This window comes from Salipiger marinus (assembly GCF_900100085.1).
Lineage (GTDB): Bacteria > Pseudomonadota > Alphaproteobacteria > Rhodobacterales > Rhodobacteraceae > Salipiger > Salipiger marinus.
In genome coordinates this window covers 40,965-55,238 of record NZ_FNEJ01000004.1, presented here as the reverse complement: position 1 = coordinate 55,238, position 14,274 = coordinate 40,965, and the positions used below count along the sequence as shown (strand labels likewise).

Sequence of the window (14,274 nt, the reverse complement as noted above, 5' to 3'; positions counted from 1 at the left end):
CCTATGACCATGACCAGACCCGTGGCGCTTGCCATTGCCGGAGCCCTGATGGCCACGCAGGCCGCACAGGCACAGGACGGCGCATTAAGGATCTATTCGGCCTATCCGGACGAACACATGCAGGCCCTGATCGAAGGCTTCGGCAAGGCGCATCCCGATGTGGATGTGCAGGTGTCGGTCCAGCCCGGGGAACAGCTGCTGTCAACGCTGGAACTGGAACTGCGCGCCGGGCGGCCTCAGGCCGATCTGGTCGGCCTCAATCAGGCCTCGATCGCGGCGCTGCAGCAGGCCCATCAGGCCTTTGCCACCTACGCGCCTGCGGAGCTTGACGCGGTGCGCTCAGAAGTGCGCGATCCCTCCGGCACCTCGGTGCCTGCCTGCGTGAACCTCTATCTGCTGCAATACAACACCAACGCCATCTCCGAAGAGGACAGGCCCTCAAGCTGGAACGATCTTCTGGATCCGCGCTGGAAAAGCCAGATCGCGCTGGCTGATCCTGCCAGTTCGCAGTCGGTGCATTCCTTCATCTGGTTCATCTCCGAATACCTGCCAAGCCAGCAGGACGGCAGCTTCGGCTGGGAGTATTTCGAAAAGCTCGCGCAGAACGATCCCCGGCTTGAACGCTCGCATGGCACGATCCGCGACATGACCGCCAGCGGCGAGCGACCGCTGGCCGTGCAGCTTCTGGCCAATGGCCAGACCTCGGCCAATCGCGGCGATCCCACCAGCCTCGTCTGGCCCGAAGAGGGATCGCCGGGCGAGATCTCGTCCTTTGCGATGTTCGAAAACGCGGCGAACCCGGAAGCGGCGCGGGCATGGCTCGATTTCATCGTCTCCGCAGAGGCGCAGGCGATGATGCCGGCGGCCCTTGGCTGCGCGCCGGTGCGCAACGATGTCGATTACCGCTTCCCGGACGGCACGGCGGTTGGGGACGTGACCATCGTGCCCGTCGATGCGGACTTCATCGCCGCCGAGCGTGACAGCCAGATCGACAGGTTCAACGCCGCGTTCGGACGCTGAGCCTCATGACCGACCACGCCGCCCCCGGCCCCCGGCCCGGCAGCCCCCGACAGGCGCAGGATCTGCGCCTGTCGGACGTGCGCAAGTCCTACGGGGCCTTCACCGCCGTGCACGGGATCGACATCGACGTCGCGGCGGGCAGCCTCGTGTCGCTGATCGGGCCAAGCGGCTGCGGCAAGACCACCACGCTGCGCATGATCGCGGGGCTGGAGCCGCTCAGTTCGGGCCGCATCACCTCGGGCGCGGTGGTGCTGTCCGACGGGGCGCTGTCGGTGCCGCCGGAACGGCGCGACATGGGGATGGTGTTCCAGACCTATGCGCTCTGGCCGCATCTGCGCGTGGCCGACAATGTCGGCTACGGCCTGCGCCGCCGGGGCATGAACCGGACGGAGGTCGCCGAACGGGTGCGGCAGGTGCTGGCCATCGTCGGGATGGATCATCTGGCCGACCGGTATCCCGGCCAGCTTTCCGGCGGCCAGCAGCAGCGCGTTGCCCTCGCCCGTGCCGTCGCCTCGCAGCCGCGCATCCTGCTTTTCGACGAGCCGCTCAGCAACCTTGACGCGGTGCTGCGTGAACAGATGCGCTTTGAAATCCGCAGGCTGCAGCAGGAACTGGGCATCACCAGCGTCTATGTCACCCACAGTCAGGACGAGGCGCTGGCGCTGTCTGACCGCATCGTGGTGATGGAAAGCGGGCGGGTGGTGCAGTCCGGCACACCGACCGAGATTTATGACAGGCCGCGCAACGCCTTTGTCGCGGGATTTATCGGGCTTTCCAACATCCTCGACCTGTCCAGCGCCTCCCTGAATGGCGGCGTGCTGACCGGCAGTTATCACGGCACCCCGGTGATGGCGGCGGCAGGCGCGCTTGACCGCGCGGGCGGCGGGATGCGCCGGATTTCCGTCCGGCCCACCGACATCCGCATCGCAGGCCCCGACGCGCCCGCCAAGACCGGGGTCAACCGCCTGCCCGGCACCGTCGCCTCCACCGTCTTCACCGGCGGGCTTGTCGACACCTTCGTGGCCCCCGATGCCGATCCGCATGCCCTGATCCGCGTCCAGTCGGCGCCCCCGGCCCCTGCCGGTCAGGGCATGCGGGTCACACTTGAATTTGATCCGGCGCGCAGCGTCGCCCTGGAAGACTGACGGAGAAAGACATGACGATACGCGCGACACAAAGCTGGATCCTGCGCTTTCCCTCCAACCGGCTGGCCGCCGAACGCAGCGACGAATTCTTCGAGCTGATCGGCGTCACGGTCCGTGACGACAGCGGCGAAGAGGGCACCGGCTGGACCTTCACCTCCGACTATGGCGGCGGGGAAGCGGTGCGCGCGCTGCTCGACACCGTGCTGCTGGACCGTCTCATCGGGCGCGAGGCCGACGAGGTGGAGGTGCTCAATGACGAGCTGTTCCACCGCACCCATCGCCTTGGTCATGGCATCGCCTCCATGGCAATCTCGGCCATTGACGTGGCGCTGTGGGATCTGCGGGCGCGCCAGCGCGGCGTCTCGCTGGCCTTCATGCTGGGGCAGCGCCGCGCCAGCGTGCCCTCCTATGGCAGCGGCAAGGCCAGCCCCTCGCTGCCGCTCGACGATCTGGTGCGCAGTTCGGCAGAGTATGTCGCGGCGGGCTTCGACGCGGTGAAGATCCGCGTGGGCCGCCAGCCCGATCAGGACATCGCGCGCGTGCGCGCCGTGCGCGAGGCCATCGGCCCCGGCCCGCGTATCCTCTGCGATGCCAACGAACGGCTGTCGCTGCCCGCCGCGCTGTGGCTCGGGCGGCAGCTTGGCGATCTGGACATCTACTGGTTCGAGGAGCCGATCCTCTCTCAGGACATCGAAGGCTACCGGCGGCTGCGCGCGCAGCTGCCCATGGCCGTGGCCTCGGGCGAGCATTTCCATTCCCGCCGCGACTTTGCCCCCTTCGTGACGGCGGGCGCGCTGGACGTGCTGCAGCCGGATCTGTGCTTTGTCGGCGGCTTCACCGAGGCGCTCAAGATCGGCGAGATGGCGGACATGTTCGGCCTCGCCGTGGCGCCGCATTTCATGACCGTGCTGCACATCCATCTTGCGGCGGCGCTGCCGCGCGCGACCTATGTCGAATATTACCCCTTCATGGACGACCTGATGGAGCACGGGCTGGAGCTGCGCGATGGCCAGATCCTCGTGCCCGACCGCCCCGGCCATGGCGTGACCTTCACCCCCGCCGCTTGGGACAGATACCTCGTCCGCTGACCCCCCGATCCGGAGATTTCCTTATGGCCAAGACCCCCGTCCTGCATGTTCCCCTCATCACCCCGCTGGCCCCCGACGGCAGCCTCGACACAGGAGCCCTTGCGCGCCTCGCGCGGCAGGTGCTGGATGACGGCGCGGCAGGTGTCGTTCTGTTCGGCACGCTGGGGGAGGCGCAGTCCTTTTCCGCAGCCGAACGCAAGGCCGGACTTGATGCGCTGCTTTCAGGCGGCGTGGTGCCGGAGCGGATCATGGTCGGCATCGGTGCTGCGGCGCTGACAGACGTCACGGATCTGTCGCACCATGCCGCCGCCGCAGGCTGCCTGCGCCAGCTTCTGCTGCCGCCCTTCCTGTTCAAGGGCGTGTCCGAGGAAGGGCTGTTCCGCTTCATCGCCGCCGTGATCGAGGGGGCGAACGATGCGGGCCTGCGGCTCACGCTTTACGACATTCCGGGGCTTGTCGGCGTGCCGATCGCGCAGCCGGTGATCTTCCGGCTGATCGACCGTTTCGGCCCGGTCATCGCCGGGCTCAAGGACAGCGTGCCGGACTGGGCCCATGTCGAGGCGAGCCTGAAAAGCTTTCCCGATCTCGACATCTTCGTGGGCAACGAGATTTTCCTGCCGCAGGCGCTGGCACTTGGCGGGGCGGGCGCGATCTCGGGGCTGGGCAATCTCGCCACGGCAGAGATGGCGGCGCTGCTGCGGCCCGGTCTGGCAGAGGATGACCCGGATTTCGACGCGATGTGCGCGCTCTATCACCGGATCAGCCGCCATCCGGTTGTCCCCGCAGTCAAGGCGCTGACCGCGCGCGCCCGCAACGATGCGGCACTGGCCCATGTCCGCCCGCCGCTGGTCGGGTTCGATCTGGACGCCGCGCCCGACATCCTTGAGGCCGCCGAGGCGTTCCTGTCACGCCCGCTCCGCCAGCCCGGCTGAGCCGGGCGCGTCGGGCCGGTAACCCAGATGCAGCGAGATGGCCCGCGCGTGATGGCGCACCAGATCGGCATAAACCGCGATACGCTCCGGCGTGAACCGGTCGGCGCGGCCACTGACACTGATCGCGGCAAAGACGCGGCCGGACATGTCGCGGATCGGGGCGCCGACACAGCGCGTGCCGGTCTGCAGTTCCTCGTCATCCACCGCATAGCCCTGCCCCCGGATCGTCTCCAGCTCGGCCAGGAGCCGCGCCGGATCGGTGATCGTGTTCGGCGCGATGCGGGGCAGCCCCCGCGCAAGGAACCGCTCGATCGCAGCGCCGGACTGATAGGCCAGCGCCGCCTTGCCGGAGGCGGTGGCATGGCCGGGCGAAGATTCCAGCACGACCACGGTATTGACCCGCCCATCCCCCGGATCGGTGCGGTTGATGACGGTCGAATTCTGCCCGTCAAACACCGACAGATGCACCGTCTCGCCGCTGGCCCGCGTCAGGCTTTCGACCGAGGCGCTGGCCTCGCGGTGCAGATCCATATTGGCCAGAACCGTGGTGCCCAGTTCGAAAAGCTTCATGCCAAGCCGGTACTGGTCGCGGTCGCGGTCCTGATCGACCAGCCCCAGATCGCGCAGGGTGCGCAGGATGCGGTGCACCGTGCCGCGCGGAATGTCGGTGCGCGTGGCGATCTGCGCCGCCGTCAGCTTGCGGTCCAGCGTCGAAAAACAGTCAAGGATCGTCGCCGCCTTCACGAGGCTCTTGAGATTGTCCATCCGTCACATGCCGCCAAGGTCAGTCCCGCTCACAAGGTCACGTCCTTTCCGCCTTTGCAAGCCATGGGCCGGGCTTGGCGGCATGATCCGCATAACGATCATATTGACCACTATGTGAACAATGATACAAGAAGCACAGCGCCGCAGCCTGCCCGCGGCCAGACCCGGAGGAGGACTCATGCCCAGATTGCTGACCAAGGAAGACGTTGTCGGAATCTTTCCGCCCGTCGTATCGCCGTTCACCAAGGACGAAGAACTGGACCTTGACGCGCTCAGGCGCGAGGTGGAGTTCAACATCTCGCTGGGGGTCACGGGGATCTGCGTCGGCGGCTCGACCGGCGAAGGACACGCGCTCGATGCCGAGGATCTGGGCCATCTGGTCCGCACCGCGCAGGAAACCAGCGCCGGGCGGGTGCCGGTCATGGCCGGGATCATCACCACCTCGACCCGCGAAGCGGTGAAACGCGCCAAGGTCGCGCGGGACGCGGGCGCGCAATGCGTGATGGTGACGCCGCCGATCTACCAGATCTGTTCCGAAGATGGCGTCTATGACTTCTACGCGACGATCCACAAGGAATCCGGCCTGCCGACGATGGTCTATAACGTGCTGACCACGGCCCCCGTCACCGTGCCGCTGATGCAGCGCATGGCCGCGAACCAGTCAGAGACCGGGCTGATCGCCACCAAGGAATCCATCGGCGGCTCGCTGGAAACGCTGACCGCGCTGCTTGAAACCATCGGCGACAAGATCTCGGTGACCTGGGCGCATGACTGGCTGCTTTATCCCGGGCTTGCTATCGGCGCCACGGGGTCGGTTTCGGGGGCTGCGGCGCTGCTGCCGCGTCACTGCCTTGCGCTGTGGGACGCGGTGCAGACCGGCGACATCGCCAAAGCCCAGAAGCTGCATTTCGCCATCACCGACGTGTGCAGCCAGATCAGCCGCTTCAACTGGCCCGCCGGGGTCAAGGCCTGCATCAACATGCAGGGCCGCGATGTCGGCCCCTGCCGCGCCCCGTTCAACCGCGTCCCCGAAGACCAGCTGGAGCGGATCTCGGCTGCGCTGAAGCGCGCCGAGGCGATGCCGCTGTCCTGACGGCGCGGCACCAGCCCGCAGACACGAAACCCGCGGGGCGGCAGCCCGCCCCGTGGCAGACGCGCCGCAGACGCCTGTCAGCCCATGAAGGCATTGGGCGCCAGCGTGTTGCCAAGGAAGAAAAGGTTCTCCCGCAGGGCATCGCGGCTGACCGCGCCGCCAAGGCAGACGCGCAGCTTCTCTCCCGGTTCTCCCGCCACGGTAAAGGCGTCTGACGGCATGATGCCAAGCTGCCGCCCGGCCATGCGCGCCACGATATCGGCGCGGCCCGCGCCCTTTGGCAGCGTCAGCCAGATGTTGAAGGCGTTCTCGGCTGCCGCGAACTCCACCCCCTCCAGCGCTTCGCGCGCGATGGCCTGACGGGCGGCGGTCTCGGCGCGGATGAACCGGCGGATGCCGTCGGCGGTGCCATCCTCGATCCATTGCGTGGTCAGCGCCATGGACAGCGGCGAGGGCATCACCGACAGCGCCCGGATCGCCTGCGCCAGCCGGTAGGCGCAGCGCGGCGAGGGCGCGATGGTAAAGGCCAGCCGCAGCCCCGCGCCGATACATTTCGCCAGCCCGCCGATATGCCATGTCAGATCCGGCGCCGACAGCGCGATGGGGGCGGGCGCCTTGGCGGGAATGAAGCCATAGGCGTCATCCTCGATCAGGGTCAGCCCCTCGGCACGCAGCACCTCGGCCAGCGCCAGCCGCCGGTCGACCGGAATGGTCAGCGTGGTCGGGTTCTGCAGCGTCGGGTTGAGGTAAAGCGCCTTGGGCCGGTGGCGGGCAATGGCTTCGCTCAGCGCTTCGGGCGTGACACCTTCGCCATCCATGTCGAGCCCGATCAGGGTCACCCCGAAGCGCGCCGCGATGTTGCGGATGCCGGGATAGGTGACCCGTTCGCACAGCACCGTGTCGCCGGGCCTTGTGATGATCGACAGGATCGCCGCCATCGTCGCATGTGCCCCCGGCGTCACCGCGATCCGCTCCATCGAGGGCACCATGCCGCGCATGCTCAGCCAGCTGGAGGCGGCGGTGCGGTCGCGGTCGGTGCCGATGGGTGCCTGATAGCGCAGCAGATCCACCAGATTGGCCGACACATAGTCGAGCCCGCCCTTCATCCGCGCCACAAGATCGGGGTCGCTGGGTTCCGGCGGCATGTTCATCGACAGATCCCCGGCCCGCCTGCGTTCGGGGTCTTCGGCGGGGGCGGGCGCGCGGTCGGCCACGAAGGTGCCGCGCCCGACATGGCTGGCGATCAGCCCGCGCGCCTGCGCCTCGGCATAGGCACGCGACACGGTGGTGAAGTCGATGCCAAGCCGCGCCGCCAGCCGGCGCTGCGGCGGCAGCCGGTCCCCGCCCCCCAGCCTGCCGCTCTGGACATCGCGGGCGATGGCATCGGCAATCGCCAGATAGCGCGGTTTTCCCGTGTCGATGGTGTCGGGCGCCCAGTCAATCATCAGCATCATCTCCTGTTGCGGCACCTCTTACCCGAATGATTCTTGCAATTGAATGGGCATTGTATGCACGGCCGCAAATACTTCCCGATGGGTGGCGCCACGCCAGACGAAAAACGCTTCTCGCTTCAGCAGAGAGCCTGGGAATCGACCAAAGATCCAGCTGATCCTGATCTTATTGCAGCCTATATTGTATGGAGATTGCACTGATGATTGATTGCATCACTCACCGCCCAGCATCCTGTCTTCACGCAGCGACAAGGAGGGCGAGATGCCAAAGGTTACCAAAGAACCACACAAGGACGGAGACTTTTTCGTCGATTACGAGGAAAAAGTGTTCGAGGACGTGAAGGCGGATGCGGGCGAAAAGGCGCTCGTCACCTTCCACACCGTGGCGTTCGAAGGCTCGATCGGGCTTGTGAACATTCTCAACGCCATCCGGCTGAACCGCAAAGGCTACGAGACCTCGATCCTGCTTTACGGCCCCGGCGTCACGCTGGGCCTGCAGCGCGGCTTCCCGACACTGGGCGACGAGGCCTTCCCCGGTCATCAGAACTTTGCCGTGAACCTCAAGAAATTCATGGGCGAAGGCGGCAAGGTCTATGCCTGCCGCTTCGCGCTGCAGGCGCTTTACGGCCATGGCGAAGGATCGCTGCTGCCCGGCATCACCCCGATCGCGCCGCAGGACGTGCTGGACTGCATCCTGCTGCACAAGAAGGCCAATGCGGTGATCCTCGACACCTGGACCGTATGACCTTGTCTCCGGGGGCAGCCCGCCCCCGGTCCGCCTTCCCTTCCGTCACAGGCCAGCCCATGCGAACCGATACCATCCGCGCCGCCGCCGTCCAGATCGCCCCGGACCTGTCCGGGCGGGCCGGCACGATGACGCGCGTGCTCAACGCCATTGCCGAGGCCGCCGACAAGGGCGCGGAATTCATCGTCTTTCCCGAAACCTTCGTGCCCTATTACCCCTATTTCAGCTTCGTGCTGCCCCCGGTGCAGCAGGGCGCGCCGCATCTTGATCTGATGCGCGAGGCGGTGGTCGTGCCCTCTGCCGAAACGCGGGCGGTGGCCGAAGCGGCGCGCAGACGCGGCGTGGTGGTGGTGCTGGGGGTGAACGAACGCGATCACGGCTCGCTTTACAACGCGCAGCTGATCTTTGACGCGGATGGCACGCTGGCGCTGAAGCGGCGCAAGATCACCCCCACCTATCACGAACGCATGGTCTGGGGGCAGGGCGATGGCGCCGGGCTGAAGGTGGTGGAGACCCGCGTGGGCCGGGTCGGGGCGCTGGCCTGCTGGGAACATTACAACCCGCTCGCCCGCTACGCGCTGATGACCCAGCACGAGGAAATCCACGCGGGCCAGTATCCCGGCAGCCTTGTCGGCGACATCTTCCGCGACCAGATCGAGGTCACCATGCGCCACCACGCGCTGGAATCGGGCTGTTTCGTAGTCAATGCCACCGGCTGGCTGACCGAAGCGCAGATCGCCGAACTCCACCCCGATCCCAAGCTGCAGCAGGCGATGCGCAGCGGCTGCATGACCTGCATCATCTCGCCCGAAGGCCGCCATCTGGCCGAGCCGCTGACAGAGGGCGAGGGCATCGTCATCGCCGATCTCGACATGCGGCTGATCGCCAAGCGCAAGCGCATGATGGACAGCGTCGGCCATTACGCCCGGCCCGAACTGCTGTCGCTGCGCCATGACACCCGCCCGGCCCCGACGCGGCACGAGCCCGCCGCCATGGCCGGGCCAGACCCAGATCCCGAGGAGGGTTGCCCCGATGCTTGATCCCGCCCAGCTTATCAACGAATTGCAGACCCATGGCATGCGGCTGGTCGATCCGCGCGCCGGGCAGGACAGCCGCCGGGGCGGCGCCGGTCCTTCGGATCACAAGGCCATCACCATCGGCGCGCGCACCGTGATGATCCCCGTGCACACCGCCCCCAGCTTCGACAGCCCCTATCTGGTGGAGGCCCCGGACGATACCGGCGCGGCCCGCGTCACCCGCGACGGCGCCGAGGTGGCGATGGTGCGCTTTCCCACCCGCGCGAAATTCTACCAGCTCAGCACCGCTGACGGCATCCCCTACAGCCATATCGCCGCGCTGCATTCCCGCGACGTGCTGGCGACCACCGTGCTGCAGACCTGCATCCGCTACGAAAGCCGCAAGAAAACCTGCCAGTTCTGCGCCATCGGCCAGAGCCTTGCCGCCGGGCGGACCATCGCCCACAAGACCCCCGCGCAGCTGGCCGAGGTCGCCAAGGCGGCGGTGGAGCTGGACGGCGTGACCCATATGGTGCTGACCACCGGCACCCCGGCGGGCAAGGATCGCGGCGCCAAGGTTCTGTGCGACAGCGCCGTGGCCATCAAGGCGGCGGTCAACCTGCCGCTGCAGGGCCAGTGCGAGCCGCCCGAAGATGACGCGTGGCATCAGCGCATGTTTGACGCCGGGATCGACACGCTGGGCATGCATCTTGAAGCCGTCACCCCCGAGGTGCGCCAGCGCATCATGCCCGGCAAGGCCAGCGTCCCGCTGGAGAAATACTTTTCCAGCTTCGAGGCGGCGGTGAAGGTCTTCGGGCGCGGGCAGGTGTCCACCTATATCCTTGCAGGCCTTGGCGACACGCGCGAGGCGATCCTCGAGATGGGCGAGAAGCTGTGCGCCATGGGGGTCTATCCGTTTGTGGTGCCCTTCGTGCCGATCTCCGGCACGCCGCTGGAAAGCCATCCCGCGCCTTCGGCCGGTTTCATGGCCTCGATCCTGCGCCCGCTGGGCCAGATGATCGCAGAGGCGGGCATCCGGTCGGCCGACATGAAGGCGGGCTGCGGCAAATGCGGCGCCTGTTCGGCCCTGTCCAGCTACGAGATGCTGAAGCTGCCGCAGGAGATCCGCGCATGATGGAGCTTGACCAGCGGCAGTTCCACTGTCCGGGCTATTACATCCGCGCCGTCTCCTCCCGGTTCGAGGCAGAGGGCGCGGCCAGCCTGCGCCACCGGGTGTTCGTGCAGGAACAGGGCATCTTTCCGCTGCAGGACCGCGACGCCATCGATCCGGTCGCCACGCATCTGGTGGCGCTGTCCACCTGCGCCCATGAACCCGATCAGGTGGTGGGCACCGTGCGTATCCATCAGGACTCCCCACGCCTGTGGTGGGGATCACGGCTGGCCGTCGACCGCGAGTTCCGCGCAGTGGGCCGGCTGGGGGCCGAACTGATCCGGCTTGCGGTCTGCACCGCCACCGCGCGCGGCTGCGACAGGTTTCTGGCGCATGTTCAGATGCAGAACGTGCCGCTGTTCCGCCGCCTCCGGTGGCGCCCGCAGCACGAGGTGATGATCCACGGCACGCCACACATGAAGATGGAGGCGGATCTGAGCCATTATCCGCCCTGCGCCGATCCGGTCACCGGCTGGTATCACCGCGCCCGCCCGCGCGAGCCCCGGCCATGACCGACAGCGCGCTGATGACGCTGGCGCAACGCCTGCGCGACCATCCCTCGATCCGGTCCAAGCTGGGCATCGCGCGCAGCACGCGGGCGCTTGGGCTGACTGCCGCCAGCCCCGGCCAGTCCGGGGACGATGCCGCAGCCCTGCCCCGCGACGGCGGCTATGACCTGCTGGCGGGCGAAGGTTTCATCCCCGCCTTCATCGCCGATGACCCGTGGTTCGCGGGCTGGTGCGCGGTGATGGTCAACCTGTCGGACATCGCCGCCATGGGGGGCCGCGCCGTGGCCATGGTCAACCAGATCTGGGCGCCGGATGCGGCAGCCGCCGCCCCGCTGCTGGCCGGGATGCGCGATGCCTCCGCCGCGTATGGCGTGCCGCTGGTGGGGGGGCACACCAACCTTGCTGCCCCCGCGCTTGGCCTTGCCGCTTCGGTCTTCGGCAGGGCGCGATGCCTGATCTCCAGCTTTGAGGCGCGGCCCGGCGATCTGCTGATCGCCGCCATCGACCAGCGCGGCAGCTACCGCAACTTCGACAATTTCTGCGCGGCACTGGACGCCCCGCCCGACCGGCTGCGCCGCGATCTGGACCTGCTGCCCGCGCTGGCGGAGGAGGGTCTGGTGCGCGCGGGCAAGGACATCAGTCAGGGCGGCATCGTCGGCACGGCGCTGATGCTGGCGGAATGCTCTGCCGTGGGGATCGACCTTGACCTCACCAACCTGACGCTGCCGCCCCGCATCGACCGGGAGCGCTGGCTGCGCAGCTTTCCCAGCTTCGGCTTCCTGCTGGCGGTGGCACCGGATCAGGCCAATGCCGTCTGCGCGCGCTTCTGCGCCCGGGGCATCGACGCCAGCGCCATCGGGCGCGTCACCTCCGGCAGCGCGGTCACGCTCTGCGTCGGCGCGGCGCAGGCGCTGTTCTGGGACCATGCCGCCACCCCCTATCTGGATCTTGGAGCCTGTCATGCCTGAAACATTCTGGACCGTCCGCTGGCCGGACGGCGCAGAGGAGCAGCTTTATTCGCCCTCCAGCGTCGTGGCCGAGATCTTTGCCCCCGGCCAGAGCTACCCCGCGCCGGACTTCCTGCAGCGCGCCCGCAGCGCGATGGAACGCGCCTCTGACCGGGTGCAGCGCAAATACGGCTTCGCCTGCAGCTCCGCGCTCGACCAGCTTGACCGGATCGAGACGCGGATCGCCCCGTTTCTGGATCAGGACGGCGCCCGCGTCACCTGCCTGACCATCTCGCAATGAGGACATCCCCCATGACAGACAAGCCGAAGCCGCACAGTCCCGTCGTGATCGTCGGCGGCGGGCAGGCGGGCCTGTCCACCGCGTGGTGCCTGAAGCAGAAGGGCATCGACAGCATCGTGTTCGAGCGCCACGAGAAATTCCATTCGTGGCGCCACAACCGCTGGGACAGCTTCTGCCTTGTCACGCCGAACTGGCAATGCCGCCTGCCCGATTTCCACTATGACCGCGACTATGGCGGCACCGATCCTGACGGCTTCATGCTGAAGGACCAGATCACCGCCTATCTGGACGCTTTCGCCGACCGCACGCAGCCCGACCTGCGCGAAGGGGTCGAGGTCACGCGGGTGGTGCCGCAGGACAGCGGCGGCTTTGTGGTGGACACCTCGATCGGACAGTGGACCTGCGATCAGGTGGTGATCGCCACCGGCGGCTATGACACGCCGATCGAGCCCGCCTATGCGCAGCGCCTTTCGCCCGGGATTTTCCAGATGCATTCGGTCGAGTACCGCAATGTCGGCCAGTTCCCCGAAGGCGGCGTGCTGATCGTCGGCACCGGACAGTCGGGCGTGCAGCTGATGGAGGATTTTCTGCGGGCGGGTCGCGACGTGCATCTGGCCGTAGGCCCCGCGCCACGCAGCCCGCGCAGGTATCGCGGACGCGACGCCACCGACTGGCTGCAGGAGGCCGGGCATTACGCCATCACCATCGCCCGCCATCCCGATCCGGTCAAGGCCGTGACCCAGACCAACCACTACATGTCGGGCCGCGACGGCGGCAAGGAAATCGACCTGCGCCGCTTCCATGTCGAACACGGCGTGCAGCTTTATGGATCGCTGGCGGATATGGACGGCCCCAAGGCGCGCTTCCTGCCGGATCTGGCCAAGAACCTCGACGATGCCGACCGCTCCTATCTTGGCATCCGCGCCCAGATCGACGCCTACATCGCGCGCGAAGGCATCGACGCGCCCGCAGAGCCGCCTTTTGAAAAGGTCTGGGCCCCGGAGGAGGAGCGGACCGAGCTTGACCTTGCCGAGGCGGGGATCACGTCGGTGCTCTGGGCCATCGGGTTTCGCCCCGATTATGGGTGGATCAAGGCCGATGTCTTCGAAGCGCGCGGCAAGCCGGTGTTTGACCGGGGCGTGACCGCGCATCGGGGGCTGCATTTTATCGGGCTGGGCTGGCTGCATACATGGGGCTCGGGGCGGTTTCTGGGCATCGAGGAAGACAGCCGCCATCTTGCCGGACAGATCGCGGCACAGCTGGCCATGCCCGCACGGCGGGTGGCCGGATGAGGGCCCGCACCGCGCTGCGCAGCGTCGGCGGCCCGCGCCGGGTCGAACGGCGCGAGAGCCTGTCGCTGGGCATGGCGATGCTGTCGCCTTTCGGGCTGTCGGAACAGTGGCTGCTGCGCGACGCGGGCGACCGGCACTGGACGCTGATCGCGGACGCGCTTGGCCAGTCCGGGATCGCCTTTCGCGACGCGGAGGGGCATCCGGTCTATGCCGCCTTCTGCGCCACCGAGCTGACGCTGGCCCGCCCCTCACGCCCGCTGCTTGGCACAGGGATCGAGATCACCTCGACCCTGCATGCGGTGGCGGCGAACCGCATTGGATCGGAGCATCATTTTTACGGTGCGGAGGGCTGGCTGGGAACGCTGCGGATGATCAGCTGCTTTCTGCGCCATGACGGCAGCGGATCGAACCGCAGGCTGCTGCGCAGCAGCCTGCCCGGGCTTGACGATCTGGCCGCCGCCACCCCCGGGCTGGACCGGCAGCACGCCCGCGCCCGCACGCTGGCCCGCCAGAGCCGCGACACGCCCGCCACCGGGCCCGACCTGCTGGTGCAGACGCCGGTTCCGGCGCTGGATTTCAACGCGGTGGGGCTGCTGTATTTCCCGACCTTCTCAAGGCTCGCCGAAGCGGCCCGGCCCTGCCCTGCGCCGCTCACGCGCCGCGAGGTGGTCTATCTGGGCAATCTTGACCAAGGCGAGCATGTGACGGTCAGGGCCGGCGCGACCGGCCTGCAGATCACCTCTGGCCCGCGCCTGCTGGCCTTGGTCGAAACCACCTGCTGAGCCGCACTTACCGCGAC

General features: G+C 67.6%; 15 protein-coding genes. 13 read left to right on the top strand and 2 right to left on the bottom strand.

Annotated features, from left to right (window positions below):
* Nucleotides 1–3 precede the first annotated feature (3 nt).
* The 4 genes from BLR51_RS05430 to BLR51_RS05415 are packed head-to-tail and all read left to right on the top strand — an operon-like array spanning nucleotide 4 to nucleotide 4,185.
* A complete protein-coding gene (locus BLR51_RS05430) occupies nucleotides 4–1,020 on the top strand; it encodes an ABC transporter substrate-binding protein (protein WP_165616735.1) in 1,017 nt (338 codons plus the stop codon).
* A 5-nt stretch (nucleotides 1,021–1,025) separates the two neighbouring features.
* Nucleotides 1,026–2,165, top strand: a complete 1,140-nt coding sequence (locus BLR51_RS05425) for an ABC transporter ATP-binding protein (protein WP_089844771.1) — start codon at nucleotides 1,026–1,028, stop codon at nucleotides 2,163–2,165.
* Between the two features lie 11 nt (nucleotides 2,166–2,176).
* On the top strand, nucleotides 2,177–3,253 hold the full coding sequence (locus tag BLR51_RS05420) for a mandelate racemase/muconate lactonizing enzyme family protein (RefSeq protein ID WP_089844770.1): 1,077 nt from the start codon (nucleotides 2,177–2,179) through the stop codon (nucleotides 3,251–3,253).
* A gap of 23 nt (nucleotides 3,254–3,276) precedes the next feature.
* Nucleotides 3,277–4,185, top strand: a complete 909-nt coding sequence (locus BLR51_RS05415) for a dihydrodipicolinate synthase family protein (RefSeq protein ID WP_089844767.1) — start codon at nucleotides 3,277–3,279, stop codon at nucleotides 4,183–4,185.
* Here the strand turns inward: BLR51_RS05415 and BLR51_RS05410 are convergent.
* Nucleotides 4,159–4,950 carry an IclR family transcriptional regulator gene (locus tag BLR51_RS05410; protein ID WP_089844765.1) on the bottom strand — a complete coding sequence of 264 codons (792 nt, stop codon included), beginning with the start codon at nucleotides 4,948–4,950 and terminating at the stop codon, nucleotides 4,159–4,161. The two genes, BLR51_RS05415 and BLR51_RS05410, sit on opposite strands and share 27 nt — an antisense overlap.
* Nucleotides 4,951–5,128: 178 nt before the next feature.
* On the opposite strand from BLR51_RS05410, the gene BLR51_RS05405 reads away from it, so the two are divergent.
* Complete coding sequence (locus tag BLR51_RS05405) at nucleotides 5,129–6,043, top strand: dihydrodipicolinate synthase family protein (protein WP_165616734.1); 915 nt, start codon at nucleotides 5,129–5,131, stop codon at nucleotides 6,041–6,043.
* Nucleotides 6,044–6,120: 77 nt separating this feature from the next.
* Here BLR51_RS05405 and BLR51_RS05400 read toward each other — a convergent pair whose 3' ends face one another.
* Entirely contained in the window at nucleotides 6,121–7,488 is a 1,368-nt protein-coding gene (locus tag BLR51_RS05400) for an aminotransferase-like domain-containing protein (RefSeq protein ID WP_089845166.1), read from the bottom strand.
* Nucleotides 7,489–7,756: 268 nt separating this feature from the next.
* Here BLR51_RS05400 and BLR51_RS05395 point away from each other — a divergent pair, with 268 nt between their 5' ends.
* The 8 genes from BLR51_RS05395 to BLR51_RS05360 are packed head-to-tail and all read left to right on the top strand — an operon-like array spanning nucleotide 7,757 to nucleotide 14,257.
* Entirely contained in the window at nucleotides 7,757–8,239 is a 483-nt protein-coding gene (locus BLR51_RS05395; RefSeq protein ID WP_089844761.1) for an MSMEG_0572/Sll0783 family nitrogen starvation response protein, read from the top strand.
* A gap of 59 nt (nucleotides 8,240–8,298) precedes the next feature.
* Nucleotides 8,299–9,279, top strand: coding sequence for a Nit6803 family nitrilase (locus BLR51_RS05390; protein ID WP_089844759.1), 981 nt, complete (start codon nucleotides 8,299–8,301; stop codon nucleotides 9,277–9,279).
* On the top strand, nucleotides 9,272–10,390 hold the full coding sequence (locus tag BLR51_RS05385) for an MSMEG_0568 family radical SAM protein (protein ID WP_089844757.1): 1,119 nt from the start codon (nucleotides 9,272–9,274) through the stop codon (nucleotides 10,388–10,390). The genes BLR51_RS05390 and BLR51_RS05385 overlap by 8 nt, the downstream gene beginning before the upstream one ends.
* Complete coding sequence (locus BLR51_RS05380) at nucleotides 10,387–10,938, top strand: MSMEG_0567/Sll0786 family nitrogen starvation N-acetyltransferase (RefSeq protein ID WP_089844755.1); 552 nt, start codon at nucleotides 10,387–10,389, stop codon at nucleotides 10,936–10,938. The genes BLR51_RS05385 and BLR51_RS05380 overlap by 4 nt, the downstream gene beginning before the upstream one ends.
* Nucleotides 10,935–11,903 (top strand): sll0787 family AIR synthase-like protein, encoded by a 969-nt coding sequence (locus tag BLR51_RS05375; RefSeq protein WP_089844753.1) that lies wholly within the window; start codon nucleotides 10,935–10,937, stop codon nucleotides 11,901–11,903. The genes BLR51_RS05380 and BLR51_RS05375 overlap by 4 nt, the downstream gene beginning before the upstream one ends.
* Nucleotides 11,896–12,183: an MSMEG_0570 family nitrogen starvation response protein gene (locus BLR51_RS05370; RefSeq protein WP_089844750.1), complete on the top strand. Its 288-nt coding sequence runs from the start codon at nucleotides 11,896–11,898 to the stop codon at nucleotides 12,181–12,183. Before BLR51_RS05375 ends, BLR51_RS05370 begins: the two co-directional genes overlap by 8 nt.
* Nucleotides 12,184–12,194: 11 nt before the next feature.
* Complete coding sequence (locus BLR51_RS05365) at nucleotides 12,195–13,475, top strand: MSMEG_0569 family flavin-dependent oxidoreductase (protein WP_089844748.1); 1,281 nt, start codon at nucleotides 12,195–12,197, stop codon at nucleotides 13,473–13,475.
* Nucleotides 13,472–14,257, top strand: coding sequence for a Pnap_2097 family protein (locus BLR51_RS05360; protein WP_165616733.1), 786 nt, complete (start codon nucleotides 13,472–13,474; stop codon nucleotides 14,255–14,257). Before BLR51_RS05365 ends, BLR51_RS05360 begins: the two co-directional genes overlap by 4 nt.
* Nucleotides 14,258–14,274 lie beyond the last annotated feature (17 nt).

Bases quoted from the DNA above. Each gene is read 5' to 3' on its own strand.
- BLR51_RS05430 (WP_165616735.1), top strand. From the start codon at position 4: ATGACCATGACCAGACCCGTGGCGCTTGCCATTGCCGGAGCCCTGATG.
- BLR51_RS05425 (WP_089844771.1), top strand. From the start codon at position 1,026: ATGACCGACCACGCCGCCCCCGGCCCCCGGCCCGGCAGCCCCCGACAG.
- BLR51_RS05420 (WP_089844770.1), top strand. From the start codon at position 2,177: ATGACGATACGCGCGACACAAAGCTGGATCCTGCGCTTTCCCTCCAAC.
- BLR51_RS05415 (WP_089844767.1), top strand. From the start codon at position 3,277: ATGGCCAAGACCCCCGTCCTGCATGTTCCCCTCATCACCCCGCTGGCC.
- BLR51_RS05410 (WP_089844765.1), bottom strand. From the start codon at position 4,950: ATGGACAATCTCAAGAGCCTCGTGAAGGCGGCGACGATCCTTGACTGT.
- BLR51_RS05405 (WP_165616734.1), top strand. From the start codon at position 5,129: ATGCCCAGATTGCTGACCAAGGAAGACGTTGTCGGAATCTTTCCGCCC.
- BLR51_RS05400 (WP_089845166.1), bottom strand. From the start codon at position 7,488: ATGATTGACTGGGCGCCCGACACCATCGACACGGGAAAACCGCGCTAT.
- BLR51_RS05395 (WP_089844761.1), top strand. From the start codon at position 7,757: ATGCCAAAGGTTACCAAAGAACCACACAAGGACGGAGACTTTTTCGTC.
- BLR51_RS05390 (WP_089844759.1), top strand. From the start codon at position 8,299: ATGCGAACCGATACCATCCGCGCCGCCGCCGTCCAGATCGCCCCGGAC.
- BLR51_RS05385 (WP_089844757.1), top strand. From the start codon at position 9,272: ATGCTTGATCCCGCCCAGCTTATCAACGAATTGCAGACCCATGGCATG.
- BLR51_RS05380 (WP_089844755.1), top strand. From the start codon at position 10,387: ATGATGGAGCTTGACCAGCGGCAGTTCCACTGTCCGGGCTATTACATC.
- BLR51_RS05375 (WP_089844753.1), top strand. From the start codon at position 10,935: ATGACCGACAGCGCGCTGATGACGCTGGCGCAACGCCTGCGCGACCAT.
- BLR51_RS05370 (WP_089844750.1), top strand. From the start codon at position 11,896: ATGCCTGAAACATTCTGGACCGTCCGCTGGCCGGACGGCGCAGAGGAG.
- BLR51_RS05365 (WP_089844748.1), top strand. From the start codon at position 12,195: ATGACAGACAAGCCGAAGCCGCACAGTCCCGTCGTGATCGTCGGCGGC.
- BLR51_RS05360 (WP_165616733.1), top strand. From the start codon at position 13,472: ATGAGGGCCCGCACCGCGCTGCGCAGCGTCGGCGGCCCGCGCCGGGTC.